The following is a 25,997-nucleotide window of genomic DNA, read 5'->3' on the forward strand; positions in this document are numbered from 1 at the left end:
TCCCCCTGCAATCACGAATCATCATGGAGTGAATCCCGACATTCATGGCCGAAACGGGTGCACATTTCAAAAAACAATGATAAAGCCGCGACGGTCATTGGTTTTCGATGGCCGCAAAGATCAAACCAGAAAGTAAAAGGTTATGTCCAGGTTCAAGTCCGATTTCCTCCGCACGCTCGACGAGCGCGGCTTCATTCACCAGATCTCCGATGAGGCAGGTCTCGACGAACTGTTCGCCAAGGAAACCGTGACCGCCTATATCGGCTATGACCCGACGGCTTCGAGTTTGCATGTCGGCCACCTTACCCAGATCATGATGCTGCACTGGATGCAGAAGACCGGCCACCAGCCCATCTCGCTGATGGGCGGCGGCACCGGCATGGTCGGCGATCCCTCCTTCAAGGAAGAAGCCCGCAAGCTGATGACGATCGACATGATCGAGGACAACATCACCTCGCTCAAGCACGTCTTCGCCAACTACCTCGATTACGACCGCGCCAATAATCCGGCGCTGATGATCAACAATGCCGATTGGCTGCGCGGCCTCAACTACCTCGAATTCCTGCGCGATGTCGGCCGCCATTTCTCGGTCAACCGCATGCTGTCCTTCGACAGCGTGAAAACGCGCCTCGACCGCGAGCAGTCGCTGTCCTTCCTCGAATTCAACTACATGATCCTGCAGGCCTACGACTTCGTGGAACTGAACCAGCGCACCGGCTGCCGCCTGCAGATGGGCGGCTCGGACCAGTGGGGCAACATCATCAACGGCATCGATCTCGGTCACCGCATGGGGACACCGCAGCTTTACGCGCTGACCTCGCCGCTGCTCACCACCTCTTCCGGTGCGAAAATGGGCAAGTCGGCTTCCGGCGCCGTGTGGCTGAACAAGGACCTGCTGCCGGTCTATGATTTCTGGCAATACTGGCGCAACACGGAAGATGCGGACGTTGTTCGCTTTGCGAAACTCTTCACCACGCTGCCGATGGATGAGATCGCCCGTATCGCCGCCCTTGGCGGATCGGAGATCAACGAGGCGAAGAAAATCCTCGCGACCGAAGTGACGGCCATCCTGCATGGCCGTGCGGCGGCGGAAGAAGCGGCAGAGACGGCGCGCAAGACCTTCGAGGAAGGTGCGCTCGCTGAAAACCTGCCCTCCATCGAGGTTCCGACATCCGAACTCGATGCCGGCCTCGGCGTTCTCTCGCTCATCGTCCGTGCCGGCCTCGCCGGCTCGAACGGCGAGGCCCGCCGCCACGTTCAGGGCGGTGCGGTGAAGATCAACGACATCGGCGTTTCGGATGAGCGCCAGACGGTCGGTTCCGGTGAAGTGACCGGCGATGGCGTCATCAAGCTGTCGGTCGGCAAGAAGAAGCACGTTCTGGTTCGCCCGGCGTAAGACTTACAAAAACATCGTGTCGAGGACTGCGAAAGCGGTCCTCGATGCGCCGATACCCCCACTTCCGTCATGCCGGACTAGATCCGGCATCCAGCCACGGCGCGTCTGCGCCGTGAAAGGGCTCTCGCGCGATCAAGGACTTGATCGCACTGGACCCCGGATCAGGTCCGGGGTGACGGAGTGCGGGTGCACCCGTTCTCGCCAAACAGCCGCTTGCGCCAAGCTTTGCGACGCTCCATTCACTGAAATTCGAAAATCTGCCGGAAAACGCCCGGCGCGATCAGCGACAGCGGATTGATTGTCAGCTTCGGCTGGTCCGTCTGGCCGGAGAGCTTGAAGGTGATGCCGAGCAAGCCCCGGTCGCGGCCATTGCCGAGGAAGATGCCGATGAAGGGCAGCTCGCCGAACAGCCGGTTCAGGCCATAGGCGGGCATGAAGGTGCCGGTCATGTCCATACGGCCGCTCTGGTCCTTCAGCAGCCCCTGGAAGGTCGCGCCGATCTGCTCGCCGCGCACGACCCCGTTTTCCACCGCCACCGAACCGTTGACGTAAACGACCCGGGCAAAACCGCGCTGGAATTTTTCCGAGCTGACATCGATATTGCGACGCACCGCATTGTTAAGGCTCCTGCCGTCCTCGCCCGTCGGCGTGGCGACGATGTCCTGCAGCTTGGCTTCGTTGACGACGGCAAAATTGCGCAGGTCGAGCGAACCGCTCCAGTCGCTGCCATTGGAGGTCGTCAGCGCAAGGTTGAGAAGGCCGCCGCGAATGCGGCTGTAGATATTGGCGAAACGGGCGAGCGAACCCGCGTCGCTGCTGGTCAGCGTTACGGTTCCCGACGCCCCGCGATTGACGGTCTGCGCCACCACCGCCTGGCCGTTGCCGGTGACGCCACGGAAATCGATGGAGCGGACCTTGCCGTCCCGCACGCTGACATCGGAACTGACATTGGCAAGGATTTCATCGTTGAACCCGTAGACCTTGTCGAATTGCGTCTTGATGGCAAGGGATGGCTGTGAACGCGACGTCCCGTCGCCGCTGCCGGAAGAGCTGCGAAGCTTCGAGAGGAAAGGCCTGACATCGGCGGATTTCCCCGATGCGTTGATGATATAGCCGTTTTTCGAAGCGGCGACCGAAACGGCGTAATTATCGGAGGGCGAAAGCTGCACGCGGCTGAGATCGGCTGAGATCAGCCCGTTCTTGCTGAAGGCGATATCGCCGGCTGCGCCGAAGCCGTCGCCGTCGAGCGAAAAGTCGCTGATCGTCGTGCGCCCGTCTCCCATTTCCATGGTGAAGGTGGCGCTGGCGGGAATGCCGATACCCTTGCTCCAGCCGAGCCCCGGCAGAATGATCGACGCCTTGGTCAGATCGAGCCGGATATCCTGGCGTTTCGGGTCGGCGCCGTCGATTTCAATCGCCGTCGTGCCGCCGAGGACCGTGGAGAGTTCCGGAGCGAGCTTGGCAACCTGGGTTTCGTTCAGGCTTGCCTTCAGAGACAGCGTCGGTGCGATATCGCTGTTCTTGCGCACCGGCTCCGTCATCACGATGTCCATCGGCACATCGTCCACGCGGCCCCTGCCCTCCAGTTTGAGCTGGCGGTCGTCCAGCGTCATGAAACCGTCGAGTGCAGTCACCTTGTGGCCCGCAAAGGGCTTGGTCAGCGACAGGTTCTTCAGATCGAGATCGGCCGTCCACACCGGCGGAGGCGGGTTGTGGCTGGAAAGCAGGCCAACGGTCAGGTTAGCATGGGCTTTGACATCGCCGGTGAAATCCTCCGGCTTGAACTGCGTATCCTTGAGCGCATTGATGGGTTTGAGCGCCGCAAGCTCGGCCACGGCATCGGCCGAGCCCGAAACGTTCAGCTCGAGATTTCCAAGCAGCGGCTTGTCGTAAACAGCGGAAATGAGAAAACGGCTGTTTTCCAGCGCGAGCGACCGGTTCGACGGGAAATAGGATGTCCCCCGCTTGATATCGACGGCCATCTTGCCGCCGACGAGGTCGAAATGCGCGTCGACATCGCGCAACGGAGGAATGTCGCCGGTGGTATTGAGACGCGTATCGTCGATGTCGAAACGGATCTGCATTTCGCTTTCGCCGAGCACCAGCGGGCAGCCGGGGCCGCACATCCGTCCCTGCGGGATGAAGATCGCGATTGAGCCATTGGTGACGGTGCCGCCGTAGAGATTGGACACCACCCAGTCGCGCGGCTTGTGCGCCATCCAGAATGGCCAGAGCTGCTTGACCGCCGTGGCCTCCATCTTCGGAATCTGCCCGCCGAAACTGATTTCCGGCGACCCCTGGCCGAACCGGATTTTCAGCGATCCCGCCATGTCTCCGAGCGGGCCTGTCACATAAAGCGAGGGGACGTCGAGCTGCTTCGTCGCCGCCGTAAAATGCCCGTCCGCCTTCAGGCTGAAAGGAACCGGGGCCTCGCCCGAAGCTTCGGACGAAGCAACGGCGTTGTCGATCCGCAGCGAAAGGCCGAAACCGTCTTCCGTATCGCTGATTTCACCGGCGACCGGAAGAATTGTCCGCCCGAGCTCCAGCCGCGAATTGTCGATGGCAAGGGTGCTTTTGGCAAAGTCATAACGCGCATGGACAGTGCCAGCCGTAAAGGTCTGGGACTCGCCGCCGATCATCAGCGTTCCATTGCCGAGGCCGAGCGAAATCTCCAGCCGTGGCTCCTGCCCTTCCATGGCGCGCCGAGCGACAATATTGATACCTGTCTTGACGTTCAGTCCTTCATGGAGATTTCCGTCGGGATCGTATTTCTCAAGAAACGGGCCGATATCGAAACCGTCGATGCGGGCTTCAAAACCGTCTATCCGGCCACCAGATCCCGAAGTCTGCAGCGACACGCTGGCAATTTCACCGTTAAACAGCGTTTCTCCATCGAGCGAATATCCGCCCTGCTGATCGGGCGTCAGCGATAGTTCGCGCACTTCGACGGTGCGCGGCTTGCCCAACTCTCCGGGCGGCAGGTGAACCGAAACGCTGGAAATATCGATTTCCTCGGTTCCGCTGCTCAGAAAAGCCTGAGCGAGCTTGTCCAGCTGCCCGAAGGCCTCCTGCAATTGCTGCGGTACGGCGTCGAGCTTGACGCTGGCGAGATCGAACCCGTTACCCTTGGGCAAAAGCGCCGTATCGAGCTCCATCCCGTCGGCCTCGAGGCTCTCCACCGAGACACGGCCGGTAAGAAGCGCAAGCGGATCGAGCGCCATGCCGATCGCCCGCGCCCGGCTCATATGCTGGCCGGATTCCTTCTCGATGATATCCACGTCCTCCGCCACCAGCGCAAGACGCAGCCCGGTGGAAAACCTGATCGCCGAGGAGCCGATCCGCGCGCTGTAATGGGGGCCGAGCGCCCTTTCCAGCGCCTGCTGCGCCTGGCTGGAAAGCGTTGCATCGATCGATCCGGTCTCGACGGAAAGAATGATGCCGCCTATGGACAGGAAGGCCAGCACGAAAAGCGCTGCGAAAATCTTGATGAAGGCGCGCACCATGGAGCGCGGCGCCGGGCAATGCACGATGATGGGATCTTCAGCCTGCGCTGAAGGAAGATCGTGCAGCGCAATGATATCGCGTCTGCCGAACTTGACCTTTTCACCCCTTACTTCAGCCATACGCCCTTGTTTGCCCTTGAATAGCTTTGTTTCGCCGCAACACCGGAGCGGATGGCGAAAAGTATAAGCGGTTTCCGTCGGGAATCCCGCTCTAATTCTTTAGCCCAGATCACGATTGAGATTTAAGATCGTTTCGACCTCAAATCTCAATCGTGATCTGGACGACGCGCGGTTTCGCTATATATCGAATGTGGCGACTTTCCCTCAACATCCCGGCGAAAGAAAGGTAGATTATGACAGACTTGACGATTGGCGGCCCGGCTCCCGATTTTACTTTGCCCCGCAACGGTGAAGGGACGGTGACATTGTCCAAACTGCAAGGCAAGGCCGTCATCCTCTATTTCTACCCGAAGGACGATACTTCCGGCTGCACCGCAGAAGCCATCGACTTCAGCGCGCTGGGCGGCGAATTCGAGGCAGCCAACGCCGTCGTCATCGGCATTTCGCCCGACAGCGTCAAAAGCCACGACAAGTTTGCGGCAAAACATTCCCTTTCCGTCATGCTCGCTTCCGACGAGGAGAGGAAGGTTCTGGAAGCCTATGGCGTCTGGAAGGAAAAAAGCATGTATGGGAAAAAATACATGGGCGTCGAACGCACGACCGTCCTCGTGGCCCCGGATGGAAAAATCGCGGAAATCTGGAACAAGGTGAAGGTCGCGGGCCACGCCCAGGCCGTTCTCGAGGCTGTGAAGACGCTCTGAGGGACCAACCGTCGTGACGCCCCCGTTCAAAATCATCTCGCTGCGAGGCGGCGCGACGGACGCCATCGTGAGCGCCGATCTCGACAGGAAGACCGCACTCGCGCAGGAAACGGCGACGCGCTGGTTTGCGCGCCGCCTGTCGCTGCGCTCGCCGCTCGACCCGCCGCTGCCTGAGCGGCCGGGCAGGCCGCAGAAGCCGGAACTCGTGCCGCCGACCGCCGTGGAACGCCGCTCCCTACACAGCATCAAGGGCCGCATCGCGCTGCTGCACGCCATCGCCCATATCGAGCTCAATGCCGTCGATCTCGCGCTCGATATCGTCGCGCGTTATGCCAGCGAGCCGGTGCCGCATTCCTTTTTCGATGGCTGGATGCAGGTCGCCTTCGAGGAGGCGAAACATTTCCGGCTGGTGCGGGACAGGCTGAGAAGCCTCGGGGCCGACTATGGCGATCTGCCGGCCCATGACGGGCTCTGGCAGGCCGCCCATTCCACCCGCAACGATCTCACCGCACGGCTCGCCGTCGTGCCGCTCATCCTGGAAGCGCGCGGGCTGGACGTCACCCCTTCCCTGCAGGCGAAGATGCGCGAGACCGGCGATCTCGAAAGCGCTGCTGTTCTCGACGTCATCTATAATGACGAAAAGGGCCATGTCGCCATCGGCGCGAAATGGTTCCGGTTCCTGTGCGCGCGTGAAAAGAAGGACCCGGCCGCAACCTTCAGGCAGCTGGTGCGCGCCAATTTCCGCGGCCCGCTGAAACCACCCTTCAACGACATTGCCCGCGCCGAGGCCGGCCTGACGCCTTCCTTTTACCGCGCGCTCACATCCGTCAGCCAATAGCCGACACCGCCGAAAGGCCTCTCCGGCAAAACTTCGTTAACCTTAACGAATTATGATTTCCCTTCAGAAATCGGCCAGTCCGGAGAGAGATTGTGACTGATACGGCGGAAAACCGGGTATTCGGCAAAAAGCGTGAGCCGCACGTGCTCATTCTCGCGCGCGGCGACAGAGTGCGGCATATGACCATCCGTCCGTGGATGGCGGCGCTTGCCGGCTGCACGATCGGCCTGTTTTCGCTCGGCTATCTCGGAGCCACAGGCTACCTTATTTTGCGTGACGACCTGATCGGCGCGACCATGGCCCGCCAGACCCGCATGCAGAATGACTATGAAGACCGCATTGCAGCGCTGAGAGCCCAGGTGGACCGTGTCACCTCCCGGCAATTGCTCGATCAGCAGGTCGTTGAAAAGAAAGTGGAAAAGCTGCTGGAACAGCAGGCGGCGCTGACCTCGCGGCACGGCCGCATGAGCGAATTGCTGGAACGCGCCGAAAATTCCGGCATCGCCGCCTCCCCGGCCGCGCCCTCGTCTCTTTCGAACGCCATGGCGCCGGAAAAACGCGCTGACCTCACCGGCGGCCTTTCGGCCATTGAAAAGCTGATGACGCCCCGCAGGCCGCAGGCGGAAAAGCCCGCCACATCGGACAGACGCGCCGCCTATGTACCCGAAGCCGGCGAAACGCCATCCGACCGGGCCGACCGGGTATTTTCCAAGGTGACACTGTCGCTGAAGGATATCGAACGCCAGCAGATATCGCGCATCGCCAGACTGACCAGCGACGCGGAGGACAAGGCGAATGCGATGCAGGACATCATCCGGCAGGCGGGCCTGAAAATCGAAGAGAACGGCAACGACGACATAGGCGGCCCCTATGCCGATCCCGAGCGCGGTGACACCGATCCTTTCAACCTGTCGCTCACCAATCTCGACAATGCGCTGAACCGGCTCGACATCGTCAAGGAAACCGCAACCACCCTGCCCTTCGGCAACCCGGCCCCCGGCCGGGCGATCACCAGCCGATTCGGCAACCGGATGGATCCATTTCTCGGCCGCCCGGCCCTGCATACCGGCATCGATTTTCGCGCCGAAACCGGGGCTGACGTCAAATCCACAGGCGCGGGCAAGGTGACGGTCGCGGAAAATTCCGGCGGCTACGGCAATATGGTCGAGATCGATCACGGCCAGGGCGTCTCGACGCGATTCGGCCATCTCTCCGCCATTCTGGTGAAAGCCGGCGACAGGGTCGAGGCCGGCGACGTCATCGGCCGCGCCGGCAGCACCGGTCGCTCCACCGGTCCGCATGTGCACTATGAGGTGCGCCGCAACGATACGCCGGTCGATCCGATGCGGTTCCTGATCGCCGGAACGGAACTCAAAACCTATTTAAAATAGCAGCCCGATTTTAATGCTTTTTTTGCGCTTTTTACGATAAATCGCTGAAATCTGCACCAAAGGCCAAGAGGCCCCGCCCGAACCCCGCTGTTTCGCGCGCTTTTCCCGTTGTTTCCTTGACTTTCCGGCAATTTGGGCATATCCCCGCGCCAAGTCTTTGCAAGTGCCGTCGCGGCACGCAGGTGTTCTTACCGAACCAGAACGGAAAAAGTTCTTCCTTTGACAACATTCTCTGATCTTGGCCTGAGCCAAAAAGTTCTTTCCGCTATTGCAGATGCCGGCTACACGACGCCGACACCCATTCAGGCTGGCGCCATTCCGCCGGCGCTGGAAAAGCGTGATATCTGCGGTATCGCACAGACCGGCACGGGCAAAACCGCGTCCTTCGTTCTGCCGATGCTCACCCTGCTCGAAAAGGGCCGCGCCCGCGCCAGAATGCCGCGCACGCTGATCCTTGAGCCGACCCGTGAACTGGCAGCGCAGGTGGCGGAGAACTTCGAGAAATACGGCAAGAATCACAAGCTGAACGTCGCGCTCCTCATTGGCGGCGTTTCCTTCGAAGACCAGGACCGCAAGCTTGAGCGCGGCGCCGATGTGCTGATCTGCACCCCCGGCCGCCTTCTCGACCATTGCGAGCGCGGCAAGCTTTTGATGACCGGCGTGGAAATCCTCGTCATCGACGAAGCCGACCGTATGCTGGATATGGGCTTCATTCCCGATATCGAGCGCATCGCCAAGATGATCCCGTTCACCCGCCAGACGCTGTTCTTCTCGGCCACCATGCCGCCGGAAATCCAGAAGCTTGCTGATCGCTTCCTGCAGAACCCCGTGCGCGTCGAAGTCGCCAAGCCCTCCTCCACGGCAAAGACCGTTGCCCAGCGCATCGTCGCCGCGCACAACAAGGACTATGAAAAGCGCGCCGTGCTGCGCGATCTCGTCCGCGCCGAAGAAGCCGAACTAAAGAACGCCATCATCTTCTGCAACCGCAAGAAGGATGTGGCCGACCTGTTCCGCTCGCTCGATCGTCACGGTTTTTCCGTCGGCGCGCTGCATGGCGACATGGACCAGCGTTCACGCACCACGATGCTGCAGAACTTCAAGGACGGCAATCTGAAGCTGCTCGTCGCCTCCGATGTTGCCGCACGCGGCCTGGACATCCCCGATGTCAGCCACGTCTTCAACTTCGATATTCCCATTCATTCGGAAGACTATGTCCACCGCATCGGCCGTACCGGTCGTGCCGGCCGCTCGGGCAAGGCTTTCACCATCGTCACCAGGAGCGACACGAAGTATCTCGACGCGATCGAAAAGCTGATCGGCGAAAAGATCGAGTGGCAGAACGGTGACCTCTCCACCCTTCCCGCGCCGATGGAAAGCTTTGAAAGCAATTCCGGCCGCCGGGGCAAGGAACGGGGCGGCAGGGGCCGCGACCGCAACCGTCGCGACGCAGCGCCGGTCGAAAACATCAATCAGGGTGCACAATCCGCTGCGGACACGGACATCGCGGCTCATGGAGACGACAAGGTGAAAGCAGAACGCAAGCAGGAAAAGACCCCGCGCAATTCCGACCGCAACAGCCGCAATCCGCTGCACGCCAATGACGACAACCGCGACCGCCGCCGCCATTATCGCGACCATGACGATGGCCCGACACCGGTTGGTTTCGGCGACGACATCCCCGCCTTCATGCTGATCGTGGCCAACGCCAAGGCCTGACCGCGGGAATGGACAGCATGACGCCGACCGCCAGGCCAGGTCTCGATTTTCCGGGTGTCGGCGTCGGCCTCGCCATCATGCGTGACGGCCGCGTGCTTTTATGCCGGCGCCTGAAGGCGCCGGAAGCCGGATACTGGAGCATTCCGGGCGGCAAGGTCGATCACCTTGAAACTTCCCTCGCCGCGGCACGCCGCGAGGCCGAAGAAGAAACCGGGCTCAAGATCGGCACCGTGGAATTTCTCTGCCATAGCGAATTCATCGATACGGAAGATCGCCACCACTGGGTTTCGCTGATCTTCGTCACCCGCGATGCGCAGGGTGAGCCGGCACTGACCGAACCCGACAAGCTTTCCGCCATCGGCTGGTTCGATCCGGATAAGCTTCCCGAACCCATCTCCGCCTTTGCCAGGGACGCCCTGGCCGCCCTGAAATAAAGCCGCACAGGCAGCCGGTCGAACGCTTGCGGGCGACAATTGCCGTCAACGGGCATTTTCAAGCAGTCATATTGATCTGTACGTCGGAGCCGGCTTCGCCCCCTCCGCGCGATATCTTTTCCATAAATTCGAAAATGAAAGAACGTCTTTGCGCAGGACTTTTCTAATTCAATTTTAAATTGCTTAAATTAGCTCCATGTAAAAAACCGCCCCAGTTTCCCGAAGCGGTTTATACGTAATGAAAAAAATAGAATATGAAAAGCAATATAGTCTGGCAGTGCTTATAATCGGAACACTTTCCGAGGCCTGTTACAGCCAATTTCAGTCGTCCCCTGAAACAGTTATATCTAAGCTAATCATTTACTTTCCGTCAAGCAAATCTTCTCGCAAATGCGAAAAAACCGCGAGCGGAAACTTGTGTGCGCCATGAAGCTTTATATATTTCGAATATATATCAGCAAGTTAGGAAACTGGAAATAAAATGTGCATTTTTGTGGGCTGCACTCTAAAAGGCAGATTTAATAACGCCGGTTTTCCAAATTGTATTTCTACTCCACAAATATAATAGTTTTATAAAGCAATACAGTCGTTCATCCGCGCTTGCGTCTTCCACGTTTTAGAAACGGTAGACGGTTACGATTCTGTGGAAAATCAACGACAACGATCCTCTTCAGCCTTGGTCGGCGAAAAACAACTTAAAATTGACCCATCTAGCGGTTGCTCCGATGCAGACTCGAGGCTGCACGGACGCAACATCCCATTGCAGTGCTAAATCCATGAATTAATGCACTTACAACTTCGATATAATAAGTCGGATTCCAAGAATAATAAGCCCCCACATAAAAATGGAGACGATTAAAACCAGCAATAAAAACCTGCGCCTAAAATAAAGTATGATATTTTTGGCAATATTCTCCATCTTCTTTCCATGAGGGTACGCCATTGACTGCCAAGTACATTTGGCGTGGAAGAAATTCCGATCAGTGGTGTCTTTCTTCTCTTGGCTTTATCGCGGGGGAAATCACGACCATCGCCATCACGACAATCGCGAACAACAAAATAAATGGGCACAAAACGAGCATAGCAAGGCCCTTAGCAGCCGAATTGAATACTTTGCGTAGCAACCCTGACCTTTCAACGCGCATCGTGGCCGCCTTTTTAGAAATCTGTATCTCCAGAAATTGTGATCACCGCTTCACAATCGAATCGTCTTGAAGACCGCTAGCGAGTCATCAAGCATTCAACGGCGCGATATTTGATTCTATGCAATGGCACGAAGCGTGCGCTCTATCTTGCTGATGCCTTTAACACAGTGCTAAATAACCTATTAAAACAAGTGCGTCCTGGCAGACGCGCTCCCAATGAGTGACATGCGAACACAGAGAGGATTAAATTACATTTGGATTTTTGTAAACTCCATTTGTGATTTAATTTGAAGGAATTTGGCCAGGAAAGAAGTCGAGCCCAAGACAGCCCTAGGAAAACGCCTCCGAGCCGTGAGGGCGGCGTTCGATATCGATGACCGGGATGTCTTCGCCAACCGACTGGCAATCAGTAAAAGCGGGCTGGCGCATTATGAGCGGGGCGAACGTGTGCCCGATGCCGAACTGCTTTCCGCGTACCACAGGGAATTTGGCGTGAACATATCATGGCTGGTCACGGGACATGGAGATATGTTCGAAGGTGGGCAATCGTCGAGCACAGACTATAGCTCACATCAGCTTTTAGTGGATCTGATCAATCCGCTCGGAAGATTGATAAACAAAGTTTACCGTGACCATGAGGTGAGGATAAACGACGATCAGCGCTTCGCGGAGTTGACCAGATGGCACAATAATTTGACCCACCGCGCTGGCCCCTCCTTCAATTGGGACGATCTTATGTCCCAGTTGCCGTGGGTGGAGCAAAGCCTTGGAGAGGAGTTGCTCTCCAGGCGCACAAGCCCGGAAATCAGCAAAAGATCGATAAGCTGATCCTCACAAGCGATGCAGACACATGGGTAATAATGATGGTTTTGCGGGAATGTCCGTGAAGCGCACGTATTTTTCCTTTGGAAAACCGGTTGTTGCCGATAAACATCAAGCCGGGACAACAGGATTTCTATCGCGTCATGCTTTCACTTCGCCTGCTAACGATCATCGCCGGTTTTGCCCTTGCGGGCTCAGCAAGCGCGGCATCGATTGGCATCGTTGCGCCCCAGAGCGGTCCTTACGAACTCCTGGGGCAGCAGGTACGGCAGGGTGCGAAGGCGGCGGCGGCGAAGCTCGGGCTGGATGTCGTCGAAATCCATGAAAGCTGCGAAGATGGCAGCGGCGGTGCCATTGCCGATGGCCTCGTGGCCGCCAAGGTCAGCGCCGCAATCGGTTTCTTGTGCACCGAAACGCTTCAGGATGTTCTGCCGCCGCTGAAAGCGGCCACCATTCCCGCCATCACGCTTTCCAGCCGCGCGCCGATCCTGATGGAAGACGCCCTGAAATACGGCTGGCCGCTCTTTCGCCTCGCCCCGTCCGACAGGGCCGAATCGGACAGGATCGCGGAGATCATCCTGCGCGACTGGAAGGGACACTCCATCGGACTTGTGGATGACGGCACGATCTACAGCCGCGAACTGGTCGACCGCATCCGCTCGTCGCTCGAGGAAAATGGTCTGAAGCCCACCCTTGCCGATACGATGCGTCCCAACCAGGAACAGCAGGTGGCGCTGGTGCGCCGGCTGGCGCGCACCGGCATTTCTCATGTCTTCGTCGGCGCGGAGCGCAATGACGTCGCCATCATTGCCAGAGACGCCGGGTCGGAGAACATTCCCCTCACCGTCATGGGCGGCGATGCCATGAATGCGGCCAACAATCCGGTCCCCTTGGCCGCGAATGTGCTGGCGGTCACCCGCCCGGCCTATGATACCCTGCCATCGGCCCAGGCGGTTGCCGGCGAACTGCGCGGCGCCGGCATCGAGCCGGAAGGTTACGTCCTGCCGGCCTACGCGGCAGCGGAACTCACCGCCGCCCTTGCGGAAGCCACGCAGGCGCAGTCGAAACCCGCGCCGGAGATACTGGCGGGCGGCACCCTTTTCAAAACCGTGCTCGGCGACCTCGGCTTCAGCCCGTCGCATGACCTTTTGGACAATCCCTATCGCCTGCAGCGATGGAACGGCCAGCGCTTCGAACCGGCGGACAAGGCCGAAAGACAATAGGCGAAACCCGCGCCGCCGAAAATTCGAGGAAACGCAGCTGAAAACCGCCGGCAACCGCGCGGGCAGCCGTTTCAAACCCCGATACTTGGTGTTAAAGGCAGCTTACGCAACGCGTCGAGAGGAGTTTGCCCCATGTCCCTGCCCATCCGCATAGCCCCGTCCATTCTGGCTGCCGATTTCGCCAAGCTCGGACAGGAAGTCGCCGATGTCACGGAAGCGGGCGCGGACTGGATTCATCTCGATGTGATGGATGGTCATTTCGTCCCCAACATCTCCTTCGGGCCGGATGTCATCAAGGCGCTGCGGCCGCACAGCATGGCCTTCTTCGACTGCCATCTGATGATCGCACCCGTCGACCCGTACCTCGAAGCCTTCGCCAAGGCGGGCTGTGACAGCATCACCGTGCATGCCGAAGCCGGGCCTCACCTGCACCGCTCGCTGCAGACGATCCGCGGGCTCGGCAGAAAGGCCGGCGTGACGCTCAACCCCGCAACACCGCTTTCGGTCATCGAAAACGTGCTTGACGATGTCGATCTCGTCCTGATCATGAGCGTCAACCCCGGTTTCGGCGGGCAGAAGTTCATTCCGGCCATGCTGGACAAGATCCGCGCGGCAAAGGCCATGATTGGCGACCGGCCGATAGAACTCGAAGTGGATGGCGGCGTGACGGCGGAAACCGCAGGCGCGATCGTTGCCGCCGGTGCGAATGCGCTGGTGGCCGGCTCGGCCATCTTCAAGGGCGACGGCGTTGCCGACTACCGCAAGACGGTCGCGCAACTGCGCCACGCAGCGGAAGCCGCGCGGACATAACCGCCGCCGAAGGGGCACGGCAAGGCGTTGGGGGATCGGCATGGAAAGCGACAGGCGGGGTTTCCGTGACACGGCTTCGGCAGCGCTGTTTCCGCTGCTCGGCGCGCTTGTCTGGGCCGTCTGTTCCAGCGCCGCCGCCGCTATCGGCCTCTATGTCAGGAACCGGCTGGAAACCGACCATGCCGCCGACATCGTCATGCTTTTCTTCGCGGGCGGCCTCTTCGGCTGGCTGCTGGCCATGGCGGCGCTGCACTTCCTCCCTGCTTCCACCGCCCTGCCGCTGCGTTTTGCGGCGGCCTGTCTTGCCATCGCTTTTTTCACGCTGGCAGTTGCAGCGACATTGTTCGCTTTCGAGTACCGTATTTTCTATGCGCAATGGCACGCGCCGGTATTCTCCCGCATCTGGTTTTTCCAGCAGCTCTTCACATCGCTCAGCGCGATTTACCAGTTCTGCATTCTCGGCCCTGGCTTATATTTTCCCTTTGCCATCGTTCCGCTCCTGCCTGCGGGCGCAATCCTCTGCCGACGTGCGCAATGAGCAACAGAGGCATGTAGCTTGATAGATTGAGATTACCGGAACACTTTGCTAAACGGGCAGCAAAATTCCTCCACAAAGAAAGTCATTGCCATGATCCCTCGTTACTCCCGGCCGGAAATGGTCGCCATCTGGTCGCCGGAAACAAAGTTCCGCATCTGGTTCGAGATCGAGGCATATGCCTGTGACGCACTTGCCGAACTCGGCGTTATCCCGAAGTCCGCTGCCCAGACCATCTGGGAAAAGGGCGGCAGCGCCACCTTCGACGTCGCCCGCATCGATGAAATCGAAGCCGTCACCAAGCACGACGTCATCGCCTTCCTCACCCATCTTGCCGAATTTGTCGGTCCCGACAGCCGTTTCGTGCATCAGGGCATGACGTCGTCGGACGTGCTCGATACCACGCTCAACATCCAGCTCGTGCGCGCCGCCGATCTGCTGCTCGCCGATATGGACCGGGTGCTCACCGCGCTGAAGACCCGCGCCTTCGAACACAAGAATACGGTGCGCATCGGCCGCAGCCACGGCATCCACGCCGAGCCGACCACCATGGGCCTGACCTTCGCCCGCTTTTATGCCGAGATGCACCGCAACCGCGAGCGTCTCGTCAATGCCCGTGCGGAAATCGCCACGGGCGCAATCTCCGGCGCCGTCGGCACCTTCGCCAATATCGACCCGCGCGTCGAAGAACATGTCTGTGCCAAACTCGGCCTCATCCCCGAGCCGGTCTCCACGCAGGTCATCCCGCGCGACCGTCACGCCATGTTCTTCGCAACCCTCGGCGTCATCGCCTCGTCGATCGAAAACGTCGCCATCGAAATCCGCCACATGCAGCGCACCGAGGTTCTGGAAGCGGAAGAATTCTTCTCGCCGGGCCAGAAGGGCTCGTCCGCCATGCCGCACAAGCGCAACCCGGTTCTGACCGAAAACCTGACCGGCCTTGCCCGTCTGGTGCGCATGTCGGTGGTTCCGGCCATGGAAAACGTTGCGCTGTGGCACGAGCGCGATATCAGCCACTCCTCCGTCGAGCGCGCCATCGGCCCGGACACCACTGTCACTCTCGATTTCGCACTGAACCGCCTGGCCGGCGTCATCGAAAAGCTGGTGATCTACCCGGACAACATGTTGAAGAACATGAACAAGTTCCGCGGCCTCGTGCATTCTCAGCGCGTTCTCCTGGCGCTGACGCAGGCCGGCGTATCGCGCGAAGACGCTTACCGTCTGGTACAGCGCAACGCCATGAAGGTCTGGGAACAGGGCGCCGATTTCCTTGAGGAACTGCTGGGTGACGAGGAAGTGCGCGCCGCCCTTCCCGAAGAGGTGATCCGCGAAAAGTTCGACCTCGGTTACCACACCAAGCATGTCGACACGATCTTCACCCGCGTCTTCGGCAACGCCTGAGACTTGAGCCGAGTTTGAGACCTTGAAGTTAATGCCGCCGCGACCTTGATCGCGGCGGCATCGCAACACAGATATGGGCGCATGAAAGTTTCAGAAGCAGATATCCTGATCGTCCCCGGTTATACCAATTCCGGCCCCGACCACTGGCAGAGCCGCTGGGAGCGCAAGCTTTCCACCGCACGCCGCGTCGAGCAGGCCGAATGGTCCAAACCCGTGAAGGAAGACTGGGTCGCCCGGCTGGTGGAAGAGGTCAATGCCTCCACCAGGCCTATCGTCCTCGTCGCCCATTCGCTCGGTGTGCCGACCGTCATCCATGCCCTGCCGGAAATCGGCAGGAAAGTGTCCGGCGCGCTGCTCGTCGCGCCGCCCGATGTCGCCAATCCCGATATCCGGCCGAAGCACCTGATGACCTTCGGGCCTTACCCGCGCGATCCGCTGCCGTTCCCGGCGATCACCATCGCCAGTCGCAACGATCCTTTCGGCTCCTATGAACATGCCGATGACATCGCCGCCGCCTGGGGCTCGCTTTTGATCGACGCCGGCATGTCCGGCCATATCAACACCGAGTCCGGCCATGGTCCGTGGCCGGAAGGCGGTATGGTCTTCGCGCAGTTTTTGAGCCGGCTGAAGGCTGTCGAGCCCTGACGGCACCAGCCCGGCGGACCGCCTCCCCTTCGATCAGCCCCGGAAGCTTAATTTCCGGGCGCAGCGGTTTCCCCGGCCTGTCACAAGAATTGAAGGGAAATATGCGAGCCGCATTGTAGAATGCACTCTTTTCCTTTATGGGACCGCTTCAAAGACCAAACGCAACGCCACCAGAATCGGCGTCAACCAAGAGACCTGCAATTATGAACCGTCGCCGCCGTATTTACGAAGGCAAGGCCAAGATCCTCTACGAGGGTCCGGAGCCAGGCACGCTTATCCAGTTCTTCAAGGACGATGCGACCGCCTTCAACAAGAAGAAGCATGAAGTCATTGACGGCAAGGGCGTGCTGAACAACCGTATCTGCGAATACGTCTTCACGCATCTGAACAAGATCGGCATTCCCACGCACTTCATCCGCCGCCTCAACATGCGCGAGCAGTTGATCAAGGAAGTGGAGATGATCCCGCTCGAAGTCGTCGTGCGCAATGTCGCTGCCGGCTCGCTGTCGAAGCGCCTCGGCATCGAGGAAGGCGTGGTGCTGCCGCGCTCCATCATCGAGTTCTATTACAAGTCGGATGAGCTCGAAGACCCGATGGTCTCCGAAGAGCACATCACGGCTTTCGGCTGGGCCAACCCCGCCGAGCTCGATGACATCATGGCGCTCGCCATCCGCGTCAACGACTTCCTCTCCGGCCTGTTCCTCGGCGTCGGCATCCAGCTCGTCGATTTCAAGATCGAATGCGGCCGCCTTTTCGAAGGCGACATGATGCGCATCATCCTCGCCGACGAGATTTCGCCCGATAGCTGCCGCCTGTGGGACATCGAAACCCAGAAAAAGATGGACAAGGACCTGTTCCGCCGCGACATGGGCGGGCTTCTCGAAGCCTATTCCGAAGTCGCGCGCCGTCTCGGCATCATCAATGAAAACGAACCGATCCGCGGCACCGGCCCTGTCCTCGTGAAGTAATATCGGCCTCGTGAAATAATATCGACACCGCAAGGGTAAAATCAGGAGAAGATCAGGTGATCAAGGCACGGGTGACTGTTACGCTGAAGAACGGCGTTCTCGATCCGCAGGGCAAGGCAATCGAAGGCGCGCTCGGCAGCCTCGGTTTCGGTGGCGTTGGCCATGTCCGTCAGGGCAAGGTCTTCGACCTGGAGCTGGAAGGCGCCGACAAGGCCAAGGCCGAGACCGACCTGAAGGCAATGTGCGAAAAGCTTCTGGCCAATACGGTCATCGAAAACTACGCCATCGCCATCCTCTGAAGCCCCAGGAGCCGCTCCGATGAAATCCGCTGTCGTCCAACTTCCCGGCCTCAACCGCGACCGCGACATGATCGCGGCGCTGACGAAAATTTCCGGAAGCGCGCCCGTCACCATCTGGCAGACGGAAACGGATATTCCCGACGTCGACCTGATCGTCATCCCGGGCGGCTTCTCCTATGGTGACTATCTGCGTTGCGGCGCCATCGCCGCGCGTATGCCGGTCATGCAGGCCATTCGCGAAAAGGCCGAAAAGGGCGTCAAGGTTCTCGGCGTCTGTAACGGTTTCCAGATTCTGGTCGAGGCGGGCATGCTGCCGGGCGCCTTGATGCGCAACGCCTCGCTGAAATTCGTCTGCCGTGAAGTGAAGCTCGAAGTTGCCAACAACGACACGGATTTCACCCGCGCTTATGACAAGGGCCAGATTCTGCGCTGCCCCGTCGCCCACCACGACGGCAACTATTTCCTCGATACGGATGAGCTAAAGTCCGTGGAAGACAACGGCCAGGTGGTGTTCCGTTATGCCGACGGCACCAACCCCAACGGTTCGCTGAATGACATCGCCGGCGTCATCAACGCTAGGGGCAATGTCCTCGGCATGATGCCGCATCCGGAAAACCTGATCGAAGCCGCCCATGGCGGCAATGACGGTCGTGGCCTCTTCGCTTCGGCGCTCGGCGTCGTCGCAGCCTGATAGACCGGGCGGGCTTCGAGCCCGCCTTTTTTGATGCCGTTTCGGCTTCTCTTCTGGATGACCTGATGCCCCGTCTTCTTCGACACAATGCCTACAAGGCTACCGCATTGATCCTCGCGGCAGCGGCGCTTGCCGCCTGCCAGCCGAAACCGCAGCCTTCCTCCTCCGTCTCCCGCGCGGCCCTGCCGACCATGGAAAGGATCGCGCTTGGCGCCAATGCCTGCTGGTTCAAATCGGGCGATGCGGCATTCAAGGCCTATCGCCTCGCCCCGGAACTCAATTCTTTCTCGGGCCGTCCGCGCATCCTGCTCGTGCCGCGCAACAGCCCGGAATCGCGCCCCATGCTGGTGGTTCAGGCTGAAGGCAACCCGGCGAAACTCGACGCTTTCGGCCCCGTGATGAACGAAGCCCTTTCCGGCCGCATCGCAACCGACGTCAAGCGCTGGGCGAATGGCGGCAAGGGCTGCTGATCGACAGACACTGGCACCCCGTGAGAACGCGGCCGGCATAAAAAAACCCGCCAGCGCCGGTTGGGATTGGCGTGGCGGGTTGCCGAATGGCTGCTTGGCGCCGGGGAAAGAAGGCGCCGCTCTCCGACAAAAAATCAAAGCGGCCGCGGCGGCCAGGAAAACAGCCGGGATTTCGCCGCCTCCTTCAAGGCTTCATCCCGCGTAACGCCGATATCATCCAGCAGATCGTCCGAAAGTTCCCGCAGGGCAAAACGTCCCTGACGTTTCCGCTGCCATGAGGACACGCCCGCAATCAGGCGACCAATAAGCGTGTGGGCGATCCTGGCCGGAAAGGGCGCCGGTGCGACCATGTCGCCGGCATCGCGGAACACGCGTTCCCGTTCGTAGCCGTCAGGATAGAGTGTATCCGCTGTCGAAAGGTATTGATCCATCTTGCGCATATTGCACCTATTGTCTCCGTGCGTTTGGCCTCATTCAATGCAGACAATAAATACAATTGACTTGAGAGTAGATACAATGCATAAATTGTCACCATGACAAATTGGCTTCCCGACATTACCGAGGGCGACGGCCCGATTTACCTGCGCCTCGCTGACAGTATCGAAGGCGCGATTTCCGACGGCATCCTGCAGGCCGGCTCGAAACTGCCGCCGCAGCGCAATCTTGCCTACGATCTCGGTGTGACAATCGGCACAATCAGCCGCGCCTATGCGCTGATCCATGAGCGTGGCCTCGTCAGCGGTGAGGTCGGACGCGGCACCTATGTCAATGAGCGCAAGACCCCTGCCCCGTCATTGCCCATGGAGCCGGCAGCGGCCGCCTTCGGCAGCACGCGCCACGCCATCGACAGCAGCGCCGAATTCCGGCTGAACACCACCGCCGCGCCAGATGTCGGCCAGAGCGGGCTGATCGCCAGGCACATCGAGGCAGTGACCAGAGAGCATCCCCACGACATTACCAATTATGCCCGCTCTTTTCCCGATAACTGGTGCATGGCCGGCGTTCGCTGGCTTTCCCAGAACGGCTGGTCGCCGAAGCCGGAAAACATCGTTTCGACGCTTGGCGCCCATGCGGCGGTGATGAGCGTGATGTCCGCGATGACCGCGCCGGGCGACCGCATCGTCTTCGAACCCGTCACCTATTCCCACATCAGCCGCAGCGCCGCCCTTGCCGGCCGGCGGGTGACGCTGGTGGAGGTGGATGAGAACGGTATTGTCCCGGATGATTTCGAACGCGTCTGCGCCCAGCAGCATCCCAAGATGATCTTCCTGATGTCGGCCGGCCAGAACCCGACCTGCGCCACCCTGCCGGAAGACCGCCGCCGTGCGATTGCCGATATCGCGCGCCGCTACGGTGTGTGGATCGTCGAGGACAATCTTTATGGCGCGATGACGCGCGATGCGATCCCGCTGATCGCCGAATTTGCGCCCGACATTACCTTCGTCGTCGGCGGCCTGTCGAAATCCGTCGCCGCCGGCGTGCGCGGCGGCTGGGTCGCCTGTCCCGCGCAATATTCCTCGCGCATCCGTATTTCCCACTCGATGATGACGGGCGGCCTGCCCTTCATGCTGGCCGAACTGAATGCGCGCCTCGTCAATAGCGGCGACGCCCGCGATATCCGCAAGGATTGCATCGCCGAACTGAACGGGCGCGAGGCGATTGCCCGGCGCGTCTTTGCCGGGCTGGACTTCAATTCGCTGCCCGATATCGCCTTTCTGTGGCTGAGACTGCCCGAACCATGGCTTTCCGGCACCTTCCGCAGCGCAGCGATGAAGGAAGGCGTGCTGATCGATGACGAGGACGAGTTCAAGGCCGGCCGGACGGACAAGGTTTTCCACCGCGTCCGCATCAGCTTTTCCGGGCCTTCCACCCGCGAGGAACTGACCCATGCCTTCGGCATACTCCGTCACCTGCTGGATAACGGCTCCGCCGGCTATGAAAGCGTGGCGTGATACGGGTCGCAGCGTTGCGGGCACCCACCGCAACGGGTGAATAACCGCATAAACCACCAATTAGCCGGCAAAGCGGCGCATTTTCCTGTCGCACCATGGAGCCTCTTGCGCTAAAGAACCGGAAACTTTCCTCGGCTCGAACCGCGTGAGACCTATGTCTATCTCAAACTCCATCAAGATCACCCCGGAACTCGTTGCATCCCACGGGCTGAAGCCCGACGAATACCAGCGTATCCTCGACCTGATCGGACGGGAGCCGAGCTTTACCGAGCTTGGCATCTTCTCGGCCATGTGGAACGAGCACTGCTCCTACAAGTCCTCCAAGAAGTGGCTGAAGACCCTGCCGACCAAGGGTCCGCGCGTCATTCAGGGCCCCGGCGAGAACGCCGGCGTGGTCGATATCGACGATGGCGACTGCGTCGTCTTCAAGATGGAAAGCCACAACCACCCGTCCTATATCGAACCCTATCAGGGTGCGGCAACCGGCGTCGGCGGCATCCTGCGTGACGTCTTCACCATGGGCGCCCGCCCCATCGCCGCCATGAACGCGCTCCGCTTCGGCGCGCCTGACCACCCGAAGACCCGCCACCTCGTGGCCGGCGTCGTCGCCGGTGTCGGCGGATACGGCAATTCCTTCGGCGTGCCGACCGTCGGCGGCGAAGTGGAATTCGACCCGCGTTATAACGGCAACATCCTCGTCAACGCCTTCGCAGCCGGCCTTGCCAAGTCCAATGCGATCTTCCTGTCGGAAGCCAAGGGCGTCGGCCTGCCGGTCGTTTATCTCGGCGCGAAGACCGGCCGCGACGGCGTCGGTGGTGCGACCATGGCTTCTGCCGAATTTGACGAATCCATTGAAGAAAAGCGCCCGACCGTTCAGGTCGGCGACCCCTTCACCGAAAAGTGCCTGCTGGAAGCCTGCCTCGAGCTGATGAAGACCGGTGCGGTCATCGCCATTCAGGACATGGGTGCGGCCGGCCTCACCTGCTCGGCCGTCGAAATGGGCGCCAAGGGCGATCTCGGCATCGAGCTTGACTTGAACGCCGTACCGGTGCGCGAAGAGCGCATGACGGCTTACGAAATGATGCTCTCGGAAAGCCAGGAGCGCATGCTTATGGTTCTCGAACCTTCCAAGGAAGAAGTCGCCAAGGCGATCTTCGTCAAGTGGGGTCTGGACTTCGCCATCGTCGGCAAGACCACCGATGATCTGCGCTTCCGCGTGCTGCACAATGGCGAGGAAGTCGCCAACCTGCCGATCAAGGAACTGGGCGATCAGGCCCCGGAATATGACCGCCCGTGGACGCCCGCCAAGGTGCCCGCGCCGCTTTCGGAAAACGACGTCCCCGCCGCCGATATCGCCGATGCGCTGGTATCGCTGGTCGGTTCGGCCAACAATTCCTCGCGCCGCTGGGTCTACGAACAGTATGACACGCTGATCCAGGGCAATTCGCTGCAGCTTCCCGGCGGCGATGCCGGCGTGGTTCGCGTCGAAGGCCATGACAGGAAGGCGCTCGCCTTCTCCTCCGACGTGACGCCGCGTTATGTCGAGGCCGATGCCTTCGAAGGCGGCAAGCAGGCCGTCGCCGAATGCTGGCGCAACATCACCGCCACCGGCGCTCTGCCGCTGGCGGCCACCGACAACCTCAATTTCGGCAATCCGGAAAAGCCCGAGATCATGAGCCAGCTGGTCCATGCCATCAAGGGCATCGGCGAAGCCTGCCGCGTGCTGGAATTCCCCATCGTTTCCGGCAACGTCTCGCTCTATAACGAAACCAACGGTCAGGCGATCCTGCCCACCCCCACCATCGGCGGCGTCGGCCTCCTGAAGGACTGGGGCCGCATGGCGCGCATCCGTTTCGCCGCCGCTGACGAAGTGGTGCTGCTCGTCGGCGCCCCTGCCGGCCTTGGCACGCATATCGCCCAGTCGGTTTACATGCGTGACATTCATGGCCGCATCGATGGCCCTGCGCCGCATGTCGATCTGGCCGCTGAAAAGAACAACGGCGACTTCGTCCGCAGCCTCATCACCGACGGCCTTGCCACCGCCGTTCACGATTGCTCCTCGGGCGGTCTGGCGCTTGCAGTTGCCGAAATGGCGATTTCGTCGGGCATCGGCGCAACCATCGACGCGGTCGAAGGCTACAACCCGGTTCTCACCTTCTATGGCGAAGATCAGGGCCGTTACGTTCTGACGGTCAAAAAGGACGATCTCGACGAGGTGCAGACAGCGGCGAAGGCGGCGGGCGTTTCCTGCCCGGTCATCGGCGTTACCGGCGGTTCCACCGTAAAGCTGGGCACGGCGCGGGCTGTCGAGATTAAAGAATTGCACTTGGCCTATGAATCGTGGTTCCCTCAATTCATGGACGGCGAAACTTTGCTCGCCGCAGAATGAATTAAGGAGAAACACCATGCCCATGAAACCCGGCGACATTGAAGACATGATTAAGGCGGGAATTCCCGGGGCAAAGGTCACGATCCGCGATCTGGCCGGTGATGGCGATCATTACGCGGCGGAAGTCGTTGCGGAAGCATTCAAGGGCAAGACCCGCGTGCAGCAGCACCAGATGGTCTATGACGCGCTGAAGGGCAATATGGGCGGCGTTCTGCATGCCCTTGCCCTGCAGACCTCGGCTCCCGAATGATTGCGCCCGTGAAAGCGGTTCCGGCAACAGACCGTCTCTGTCCCGCCTAGGGGACAGCGTGAAACCTGCGGAATAAATCAAGGCCCGCGTGATACTCTCACGCGGGCCTTTTTTATGTCCGGCCGAATGGGTTGGTGCCGCTTACAAGGCGGGCGGCGTCTGCGAATCCAGAGCGGCGAAGGAGGCGGCCGGCAAGGGGCCCGCCGTCAGCAGGGTAAAATCGTAACCGGATCTGCGATCCGGCCCCAGCACATATTGCCGGTGCATGCGCAGGAAGTTGCGCTTGTTCTTCTTATAGCGGTCCGGCGAGAGCGAATGCTTGAAACGGATCGGTACGATCTTCGGCTGCGGCGCATCCCTGTGACCGGTCAGGCCCACGGTATTGCACCGGTAGAGATGAATCGGATCGGTCAGGCACTGGATATCGAACCATGTCACCTCCGGGTGACGAGCGATCGTGCCGATGCTTTGACGAAGCCGGTCGGCGCTCGACAGGAACGCACATTGCAGCGCCGCCCCGCCCAAGGTCGCAAAGGACAGTTTCCGGCCATCCAGCGCATCCGGCTTCAGTTCCAGCACGTGGCCGATCACGGCGAGCGCAAGGCTGGCGCCCATGCTGTGGGAAACCACCAGAACCTCATCCGCGGGCTGCTCCAGCGCCGTACGAACGAGTGCTGCCCTCTCCTCGATCCAGTCACGGGCAATCGGCTCATCGCGGCCGACCGCGAGCGCGAACCGCCAGTCCGCATAAAGATGCAGGGTGTGAAACCGCTCCGCAAACGGCAGGAAAGCCTTCACGAAAAACAGGGCGGCGGCGGGAAGACTGATCGCCAAGAGCCAGAGAGGTAATGCGAAAATTAAGGGCGACAGGGCAATAGCCGCCGCAAGCGCACCGCCGACAAGCATCAGCAGGAACGGAAAGATGAAGAACAGGCCAAAACGCCAGGCGTGGCGGAAGTAACGCGCCGCACCGCCCTCGGCGATGATGCCGGCTCCGGCCTTGAAGCCGAGCCAGATCTGCCGCCAGACTGGCTCATCGCGCAATTGCGATATCACCGCATTATGGTCGTAGACGAAAATGTCGGAGCGCGTCCGCCAGTCGCCCGCCGAGGCCTCCACCGTGAATGTTTCACCCCCGGGCGCATTCTCCAGCGGCCCCACGGCATAATCGATATCCCATGTCTTGCCGGAGAGCGCCGCCGCCCGCTGGTAACGCAGATGATGGGCGGCCGCATCGAGCGGATCGAAACCGGGAAAATAAAGTACAAGTCGTGACTTGACGGCTGGCATGCATGAACCTTCGGCCGGAGCATTTCCAGTAAAAGCAAAATCGCTTTTACATCAGGACAATGCGCAAAAACAAAGAGATAGCGCGCTTTTGCGTTTCGGAGGAAAGCAAATGCGCGCTAGAGACACCCGAAAGGATCGCTTGATACAGCGGGCGATGCACGTATAGTAAAAATCGCGACGGAAATGTGATTTATTTATCGGTGAGGGAAATTTGTCTGGCATCGTCGATCAAGTACTCAACGGCGTCGTCAAGGGCGCGCTGTCTGAAATCCTCACCAAGACCGGCATCCGCAAGACCCGACGGGCGCGCCGGACGAAAAGCACCGGCTCGCTTGCCGGCGGCATCGTCGGCTCGGTTCTGGAAGCCGCGATCAACGCCGCCATCAAACCCAAGCCGGCCAAGAAGCAGGTGAGCAAAAGGCGGACCGCCGCCGCCCGCAGCAGACAACGATATCGATGATGTATCGCCTCCCCCTGCTTCCCGCCGTTTTACTACTGGCGATTTCGGGGCCGTTACAAGGTGCCGCAGAGGTTAAGGGCAGCAAAGAGATCAAGATCGGCTTCGTCGTGGAGCTTGATGGTGCTGATCGGATATCCGGCACAGCCTTCTGCAGAACCGGCAACACCTGCCGCCTGGTGGACCAGAAAAGTCCAAAGTTAACTCTCGATATCAAAGTAAACAGTTTCTATAGCGAAATGGAGATTGACTGTGAGGACGATTGCTCGTTGCCGAGTGGCATGCGAGCCATAACGTTCGATAACACTCGCGAATTCGATATTTGGGAAGGCGAAACAGGTGTATTGATACAATCAGTCTTCAGACGGTGGGAGCGGAGAGGAAAAATCGTTCTCGACTTTTCTTACCCGAAGAGAACGACGCGCTGGTAGCCGGAGTTTCGACCCGCAATCAGCGATGCCACACCCGCAGTTTTTTACGCTTCCCGGGTGGAAATCGCGCCACGACATGTTATCTAGGAACAAACAGAAAGCAGCGGCCTTGAACCGCAT

Annotated in this window: 24 protein-coding genes; 21 read left to right on the forward strand and 3 right to left on the reverse strand. The window is 59.9% G+C overall.

The window, feature by feature from the left end; translation table 11 throughout:
- The first annotated feature begins 142 nt into the window (after positions 1–142).
- Positions 143–1,396 (forward strand): tyrosine--tRNA ligase, encoded by a 1,254-nt coding sequence (gene tyrS / locus ACIK7D_RS08355; protein ID WP_137003684.1) that lies wholly within the window; start codon positions 143–145, stop codon positions 1,394–1,396.
- A gap of 239 nt (positions 1,397–1,635) precedes the next feature.
- Here the strand turns inward: tyrS and ACIK7D_RS08360 are convergent, their stop codons facing one another.
- Positions 1,636–5,019, reverse strand: a complete 3,384-nt coding sequence (locus ACIK7D_RS08360; RefSeq protein ID WP_400156066.1) for a DUF3971 domain-containing protein — start codon at positions 5,017–5,019, stop codon at positions 1,636–1,638.
- A 233-nt stretch (positions 5,020–5,252) separates the two neighbouring features.
- On the opposite strand from ACIK7D_RS08360, the gene ACIK7D_RS08365 reads away from it, so the two are divergent.
- The 15 genes from ACIK7D_RS08365 (at position 5,253) to ACIK7D_RS08435 (ending at position 19,108) form a co-directional block, all read left to right on the forward strand.
- Positions 5,253–5,720, forward strand: a complete 468-nt coding sequence (locus ACIK7D_RS08365) for a peroxiredoxin (RefSeq protein ID WP_400156067.1) — start codon at positions 5,253–5,255, stop codon at positions 5,718–5,720.
- 13 nt (positions 5,721–5,733) lie between these two features.
- Positions 5,734–6,558: a ferritin-like domain-containing protein gene (locus ACIK7D_RS08370; RefSeq protein WP_400156068.1), complete on the forward strand. Its 825-nt coding sequence runs from the start codon at positions 5,734–5,736 to the stop codon at positions 6,556–6,558.
- A gap of 92 nt (positions 6,559–6,650) precedes the next feature.
- Positions 6,651–7,949 (forward strand): M23 family metallopeptidase, encoded by a 1,299-nt coding sequence (locus ACIK7D_RS08375; protein ID WP_400156069.1) that lies wholly within the window; start codon positions 6,651–6,653, stop codon positions 7,947–7,949.
- 219 nt (positions 7,950–8,168) lie between these two features.
- Positions 8,169–9,665 (forward strand): DEAD/DEAH box helicase, encoded by a 1,497-nt coding sequence (locus ACIK7D_RS08380; protein ID WP_003520451.1) that lies wholly within the window; start codon positions 8,169–8,171, stop codon positions 9,663–9,665.
- Between the two features lie 8 nt (positions 9,666–9,673).
- On the forward strand, positions 9,674–10,099 hold the full coding sequence (locus tag ACIK7D_RS08385) for an NUDIX domain-containing protein (protein WP_020810923.1): 426 nt from the start codon (positions 9,674–9,676) through the stop codon (positions 10,097–10,099).
- Positions 10,100–11,541: 1,442 nt separating this feature from the next.
- Positions 11,542–12,072, forward strand: a complete 531-nt coding sequence (locus tag ACIK7D_RS08390) for a helix-turn-helix domain-containing protein (RefSeq protein ID WP_400156070.1) — start codon at positions 11,542–11,544, stop codon at positions 12,070–12,072.
- A gap of 89 nt (positions 12,073–12,161) precedes the next feature.
- Positions 12,162–13,289: an ABC transporter substrate-binding protein gene (locus ACIK7D_RS08395; RefSeq protein ID WP_400156071.1), complete on the forward strand. Its 1,128-nt coding sequence runs from the start codon at positions 12,162–12,164 to the stop codon at positions 13,287–13,289.
- Between the two features lie 132 nt (positions 13,290–13,421).
- Entirely contained in the window at positions 13,422–14,099 is a 678-nt protein-coding gene (rpe, locus tag ACIK7D_RS08400) for a ribulose-phosphate 3-epimerase (protein ID WP_003520447.1), read from the forward strand.
- A gap of 40 nt (positions 14,100–14,139) precedes the next feature.
- Positions 14,140–14,637 carry a hypothetical protein gene (locus ACIK7D_RS08405; RefSeq protein ID WP_400156072.1) on the forward strand — a complete coding sequence of 166 codons (498 nt, stop codon included), beginning with the start codon at positions 14,140–14,142 and terminating at the stop codon, positions 14,635–14,637.
- A gap of 90 nt (positions 14,638–14,727) precedes the next feature.
- Complete coding sequence (purB, locus tag ACIK7D_RS08410) at positions 14,728–16,035, forward strand: adenylosuccinate lyase (RefSeq protein ID WP_003520443.1); 1,308 nt, start codon at positions 14,728–14,730, stop codon at positions 16,033–16,035.
- Positions 16,036–16,116: 81 nt separating this feature from the next.
- On the forward strand, positions 16,117–16,680 hold the full coding sequence (locus ACIK7D_RS08415) for an alpha/beta hydrolase (protein WP_080856489.1): 564 nt from the start codon (positions 16,117–16,119) through the stop codon (positions 16,678–16,680).
- Positions 16,681–16,883: 203 nt separating this feature from the next.
- The gene (purC, locus tag ACIK7D_RS08420) at positions 16,884–17,648 is read left to right on the forward strand and encodes a phosphoribosylaminoimidazolesuccinocarboxamide synthase (protein WP_003520440.1); all 765 of its coding nucleotides are present in this window, start codon (positions 16,884–16,886) and stop codon (positions 17,646–17,648) included.
- Positions 17,649–17,704: 56 nt separating this feature from the next.
- Positions 17,705–17,947: a phosphoribosylformylglycinamidine synthase subunit PurS gene (purS, locus tag ACIK7D_RS08425; protein ID WP_003507918.1), complete on the forward strand. Its 243-nt coding sequence runs from the start codon at positions 17,705–17,707 to the stop codon at positions 17,945–17,947.
- Positions 17,948–17,966: 19 nt separating this feature from the next.
- Positions 17,967–18,638, forward strand: a complete 672-nt coding sequence (purQ, locus tag ACIK7D_RS08430; protein ID WP_080816744.1) for a phosphoribosylformylglycinamidine synthase subunit PurQ — start codon at positions 17,967–17,969, stop codon at positions 18,636–18,638.
- Between the two features lie 65 nt (positions 18,639–18,703).
- Positions 18,704–19,108, forward strand: a complete 405-nt coding sequence (locus ACIK7D_RS08435; protein WP_400156073.1) for a hypothetical protein — start codon at positions 18,704–18,706, stop codon at positions 19,106–19,108.
- Positions 19,109–19,242: 134 nt separating this feature from the next.
- On the opposite strand, the gene ACIK7D_RS08440 is transcribed toward ACIK7D_RS08435, so the two are convergent.
- Positions 19,243–19,548: a DUF1127 domain-containing protein gene (locus tag ACIK7D_RS08440; RefSeq protein ID WP_080816742.1), complete on the reverse strand. Its 306-nt coding sequence runs from the start codon at positions 19,546–19,548 to the stop codon at positions 19,243–19,245.
- 93 nt (positions 19,549–19,641) lie between these two features.
- Here ACIK7D_RS08440 and ACIK7D_RS08445 point away from each other — a divergent pair, with 93 nt between their 5' ends.
- The 3 genes from ACIK7D_RS08445 (at position 19,642) to ACIK7D_RS08455 (ending at position 23,699) form a co-directional block, all read left to right on the forward strand.
- Positions 19,642–21,060, forward strand: a complete 1,419-nt coding sequence (locus tag ACIK7D_RS08445; RefSeq protein WP_400156074.1) for a PLP-dependent aminotransferase family protein — start codon at positions 19,642–19,644, stop codon at positions 21,058–21,060.
- 154 nt (positions 21,061–21,214) lie between these two features.
- Positions 21,215–23,449, forward strand: coding sequence for a phosphoribosylformylglycinamidine synthase subunit PurL (purL, locus tag ACIK7D_RS08450; protein ID WP_400156075.1), 2,235 nt, complete (start codon positions 21,215–21,217; stop codon positions 23,447–23,449).
- A 16-nt stretch (positions 23,450–23,465) separates the two neighbouring features.
- Positions 23,466–23,699 carry a BolA/IbaG family iron-sulfur metabolism protein gene (locus ACIK7D_RS08455; RefSeq protein ID WP_003507909.1) on the forward strand — a complete coding sequence of 78 codons (234 nt, stop codon included), beginning with the start codon at positions 23,466–23,468 and terminating at the stop codon, positions 23,697–23,699.
- A gap of 141 nt (positions 23,700–23,840) precedes the next feature.
- Here the strand turns inward: ACIK7D_RS08455 and ACIK7D_RS08460 are convergent, their stop codons facing one another.
- Positions 23,841–24,989 carry a hypothetical protein gene (locus tag ACIK7D_RS08460; protein ID WP_400156076.1) on the reverse strand — a complete coding sequence of 383 codons (1,149 nt, stop codon included), beginning with the start codon at positions 24,987–24,989 and terminating at the stop codon, positions 23,841–23,843.
- Positions 24,990–25,200: 211 nt separating this feature from the next.
- On the opposite strand from ACIK7D_RS08460, the gene ACIK7D_RS08465 reads away from it, so the two are divergent.
- Positions 25,201–25,449, forward strand: a complete 249-nt coding sequence (locus ACIK7D_RS08465) for a hypothetical protein (RefSeq protein WP_078052777.1) — start codon at positions 25,201–25,203, stop codon at positions 25,447–25,449.
- Complete coding sequence (locus tag ACIK7D_RS08470; RefSeq protein WP_400156077.1) at positions 25,446–25,877, forward strand: hypothetical protein; 432 nt, start codon at positions 25,446–25,448, stop codon at positions 25,875–25,877. The genes ACIK7D_RS08465 and ACIK7D_RS08470 overlap by 4 nt, the downstream gene beginning before the upstream one ends.
- Positions 25,878–25,997: the final 120 nt, after the last annotated feature.

This window comes from Agrobacterium sp. P15N1-A (assembly GCF_044626815.1).
GTDB classification, from domain to species: Bacteria; Pseudomonadota; Alphaproteobacteria; order Rhizobiales; family Rhizobiaceae; genus Agrobacterium; species Agrobacterium leguminum.

Excerpts from the sequence above, each read along its gene's own strand:
- tyrS (WP_137003684.1), top strand. The coding sequence starts at position 143 with ATGTCCAGGTTCAAGTCCGATTTCCTCCGCACGCTCGACGAGCGCGGC.
- ACIK7D_RS08360 (WP_400156066.1), bottom strand. The coding sequence starts at position 5,019 with ATGGCTGAAGTAAGGGGTGAAAAGGTCAAGTTCGGCAGACGCGATATC.
- ACIK7D_RS08365 (WP_400156067.1), top strand. The coding sequence starts at position 5,253 with ATGACAGACTTGACGATTGGCGGCCCGGCTCCCGATTTTACTTTGCCC.
- ACIK7D_RS08385 (WP_020810923.1), top strand. The coding sequence starts at position 9,674 with ATGGACAGCATGACGCCGACCGCCAGGCCAGGTCTCGATTTTCCGGGT.
- rpe (WP_003520447.1), top strand. The coding sequence starts at position 13,422 with ATGTCCCTGCCCATCCGCATAGCCCCGTCCATTCTGGCTGCCGATTTC.
- ACIK7D_RS08405 (WP_400156072.1), top strand. The coding sequence starts at position 14,140 with ATGGAAAGCGACAGGCGGGGTTTCCGTGACACGGCTTCGGCAGCGCTG.
- purB (WP_003520443.1), top strand. The coding sequence starts at position 14,728 with ATGATCCCTCGTTACTCCCGGCCGGAAATGGTCGCCATCTGGTCGCCG.
- ACIK7D_RS08415 (WP_080856489.1), top strand. The coding sequence starts at position 16,117 with ATGAAAGTTTCAGAAGCAGATATCCTGATCGTCCCCGGTTATACCAAT.
- purC (WP_003520440.1), top strand. The coding sequence starts at position 16,884 with ATGAACCGTCGCCGCCGTATTTACGAAGGCAAGGCCAAGATCCTCTAC.
- purQ (WP_080816744.1), top strand. The coding sequence starts at position 17,967 with ATGAAATCCGCTGTCGTCCAACTTCCCGGCCTCAACCGCGACCGCGAC.
- ACIK7D_RS08435 (WP_400156073.1), top strand. The coding sequence starts at position 18,704 with ATGCCCCGTCTTCTTCGACACAATGCCTACAAGGCTACCGCATTGATC.
- ACIK7D_RS08440 (WP_080816742.1), bottom strand. The coding sequence starts at position 19,548 with ATGCGCAAGATGGATCAATACCTTTCGACAGCGGATACACTCTATCCT.
- ACIK7D_RS08445 (WP_400156074.1), top strand. The coding sequence starts at position 19,642 with ATGACAAATTGGCTTCCCGACATTACCGAGGGCGACGGCCCGATTTAC.
- purL (WP_400156075.1), top strand. The coding sequence starts at position 21,215 with ATGTCTATCTCAAACTCCATCAAGATCACCCCGGAACTCGTTGCATCC.
- ACIK7D_RS08455 (WP_003507909.1), top strand. The coding sequence starts at position 23,466 with ATGCCCATGAAACCCGGCGACATTGAAGACATGATTAAGGCGGGAATT.
- ACIK7D_RS08460 (WP_400156076.1), bottom strand. The coding sequence starts at position 24,989 with ATGCCAGCCGTCAAGTCACGACTTGTACTTTATTTTCCCGGTTTCGAT.
- ACIK7D_RS08470 (WP_400156077.1), top strand. The coding sequence starts at position 25,446 with ATGATGTATCGCCTCCCCCTGCTTCCCGCCGTTTTACTACTGGCGATT.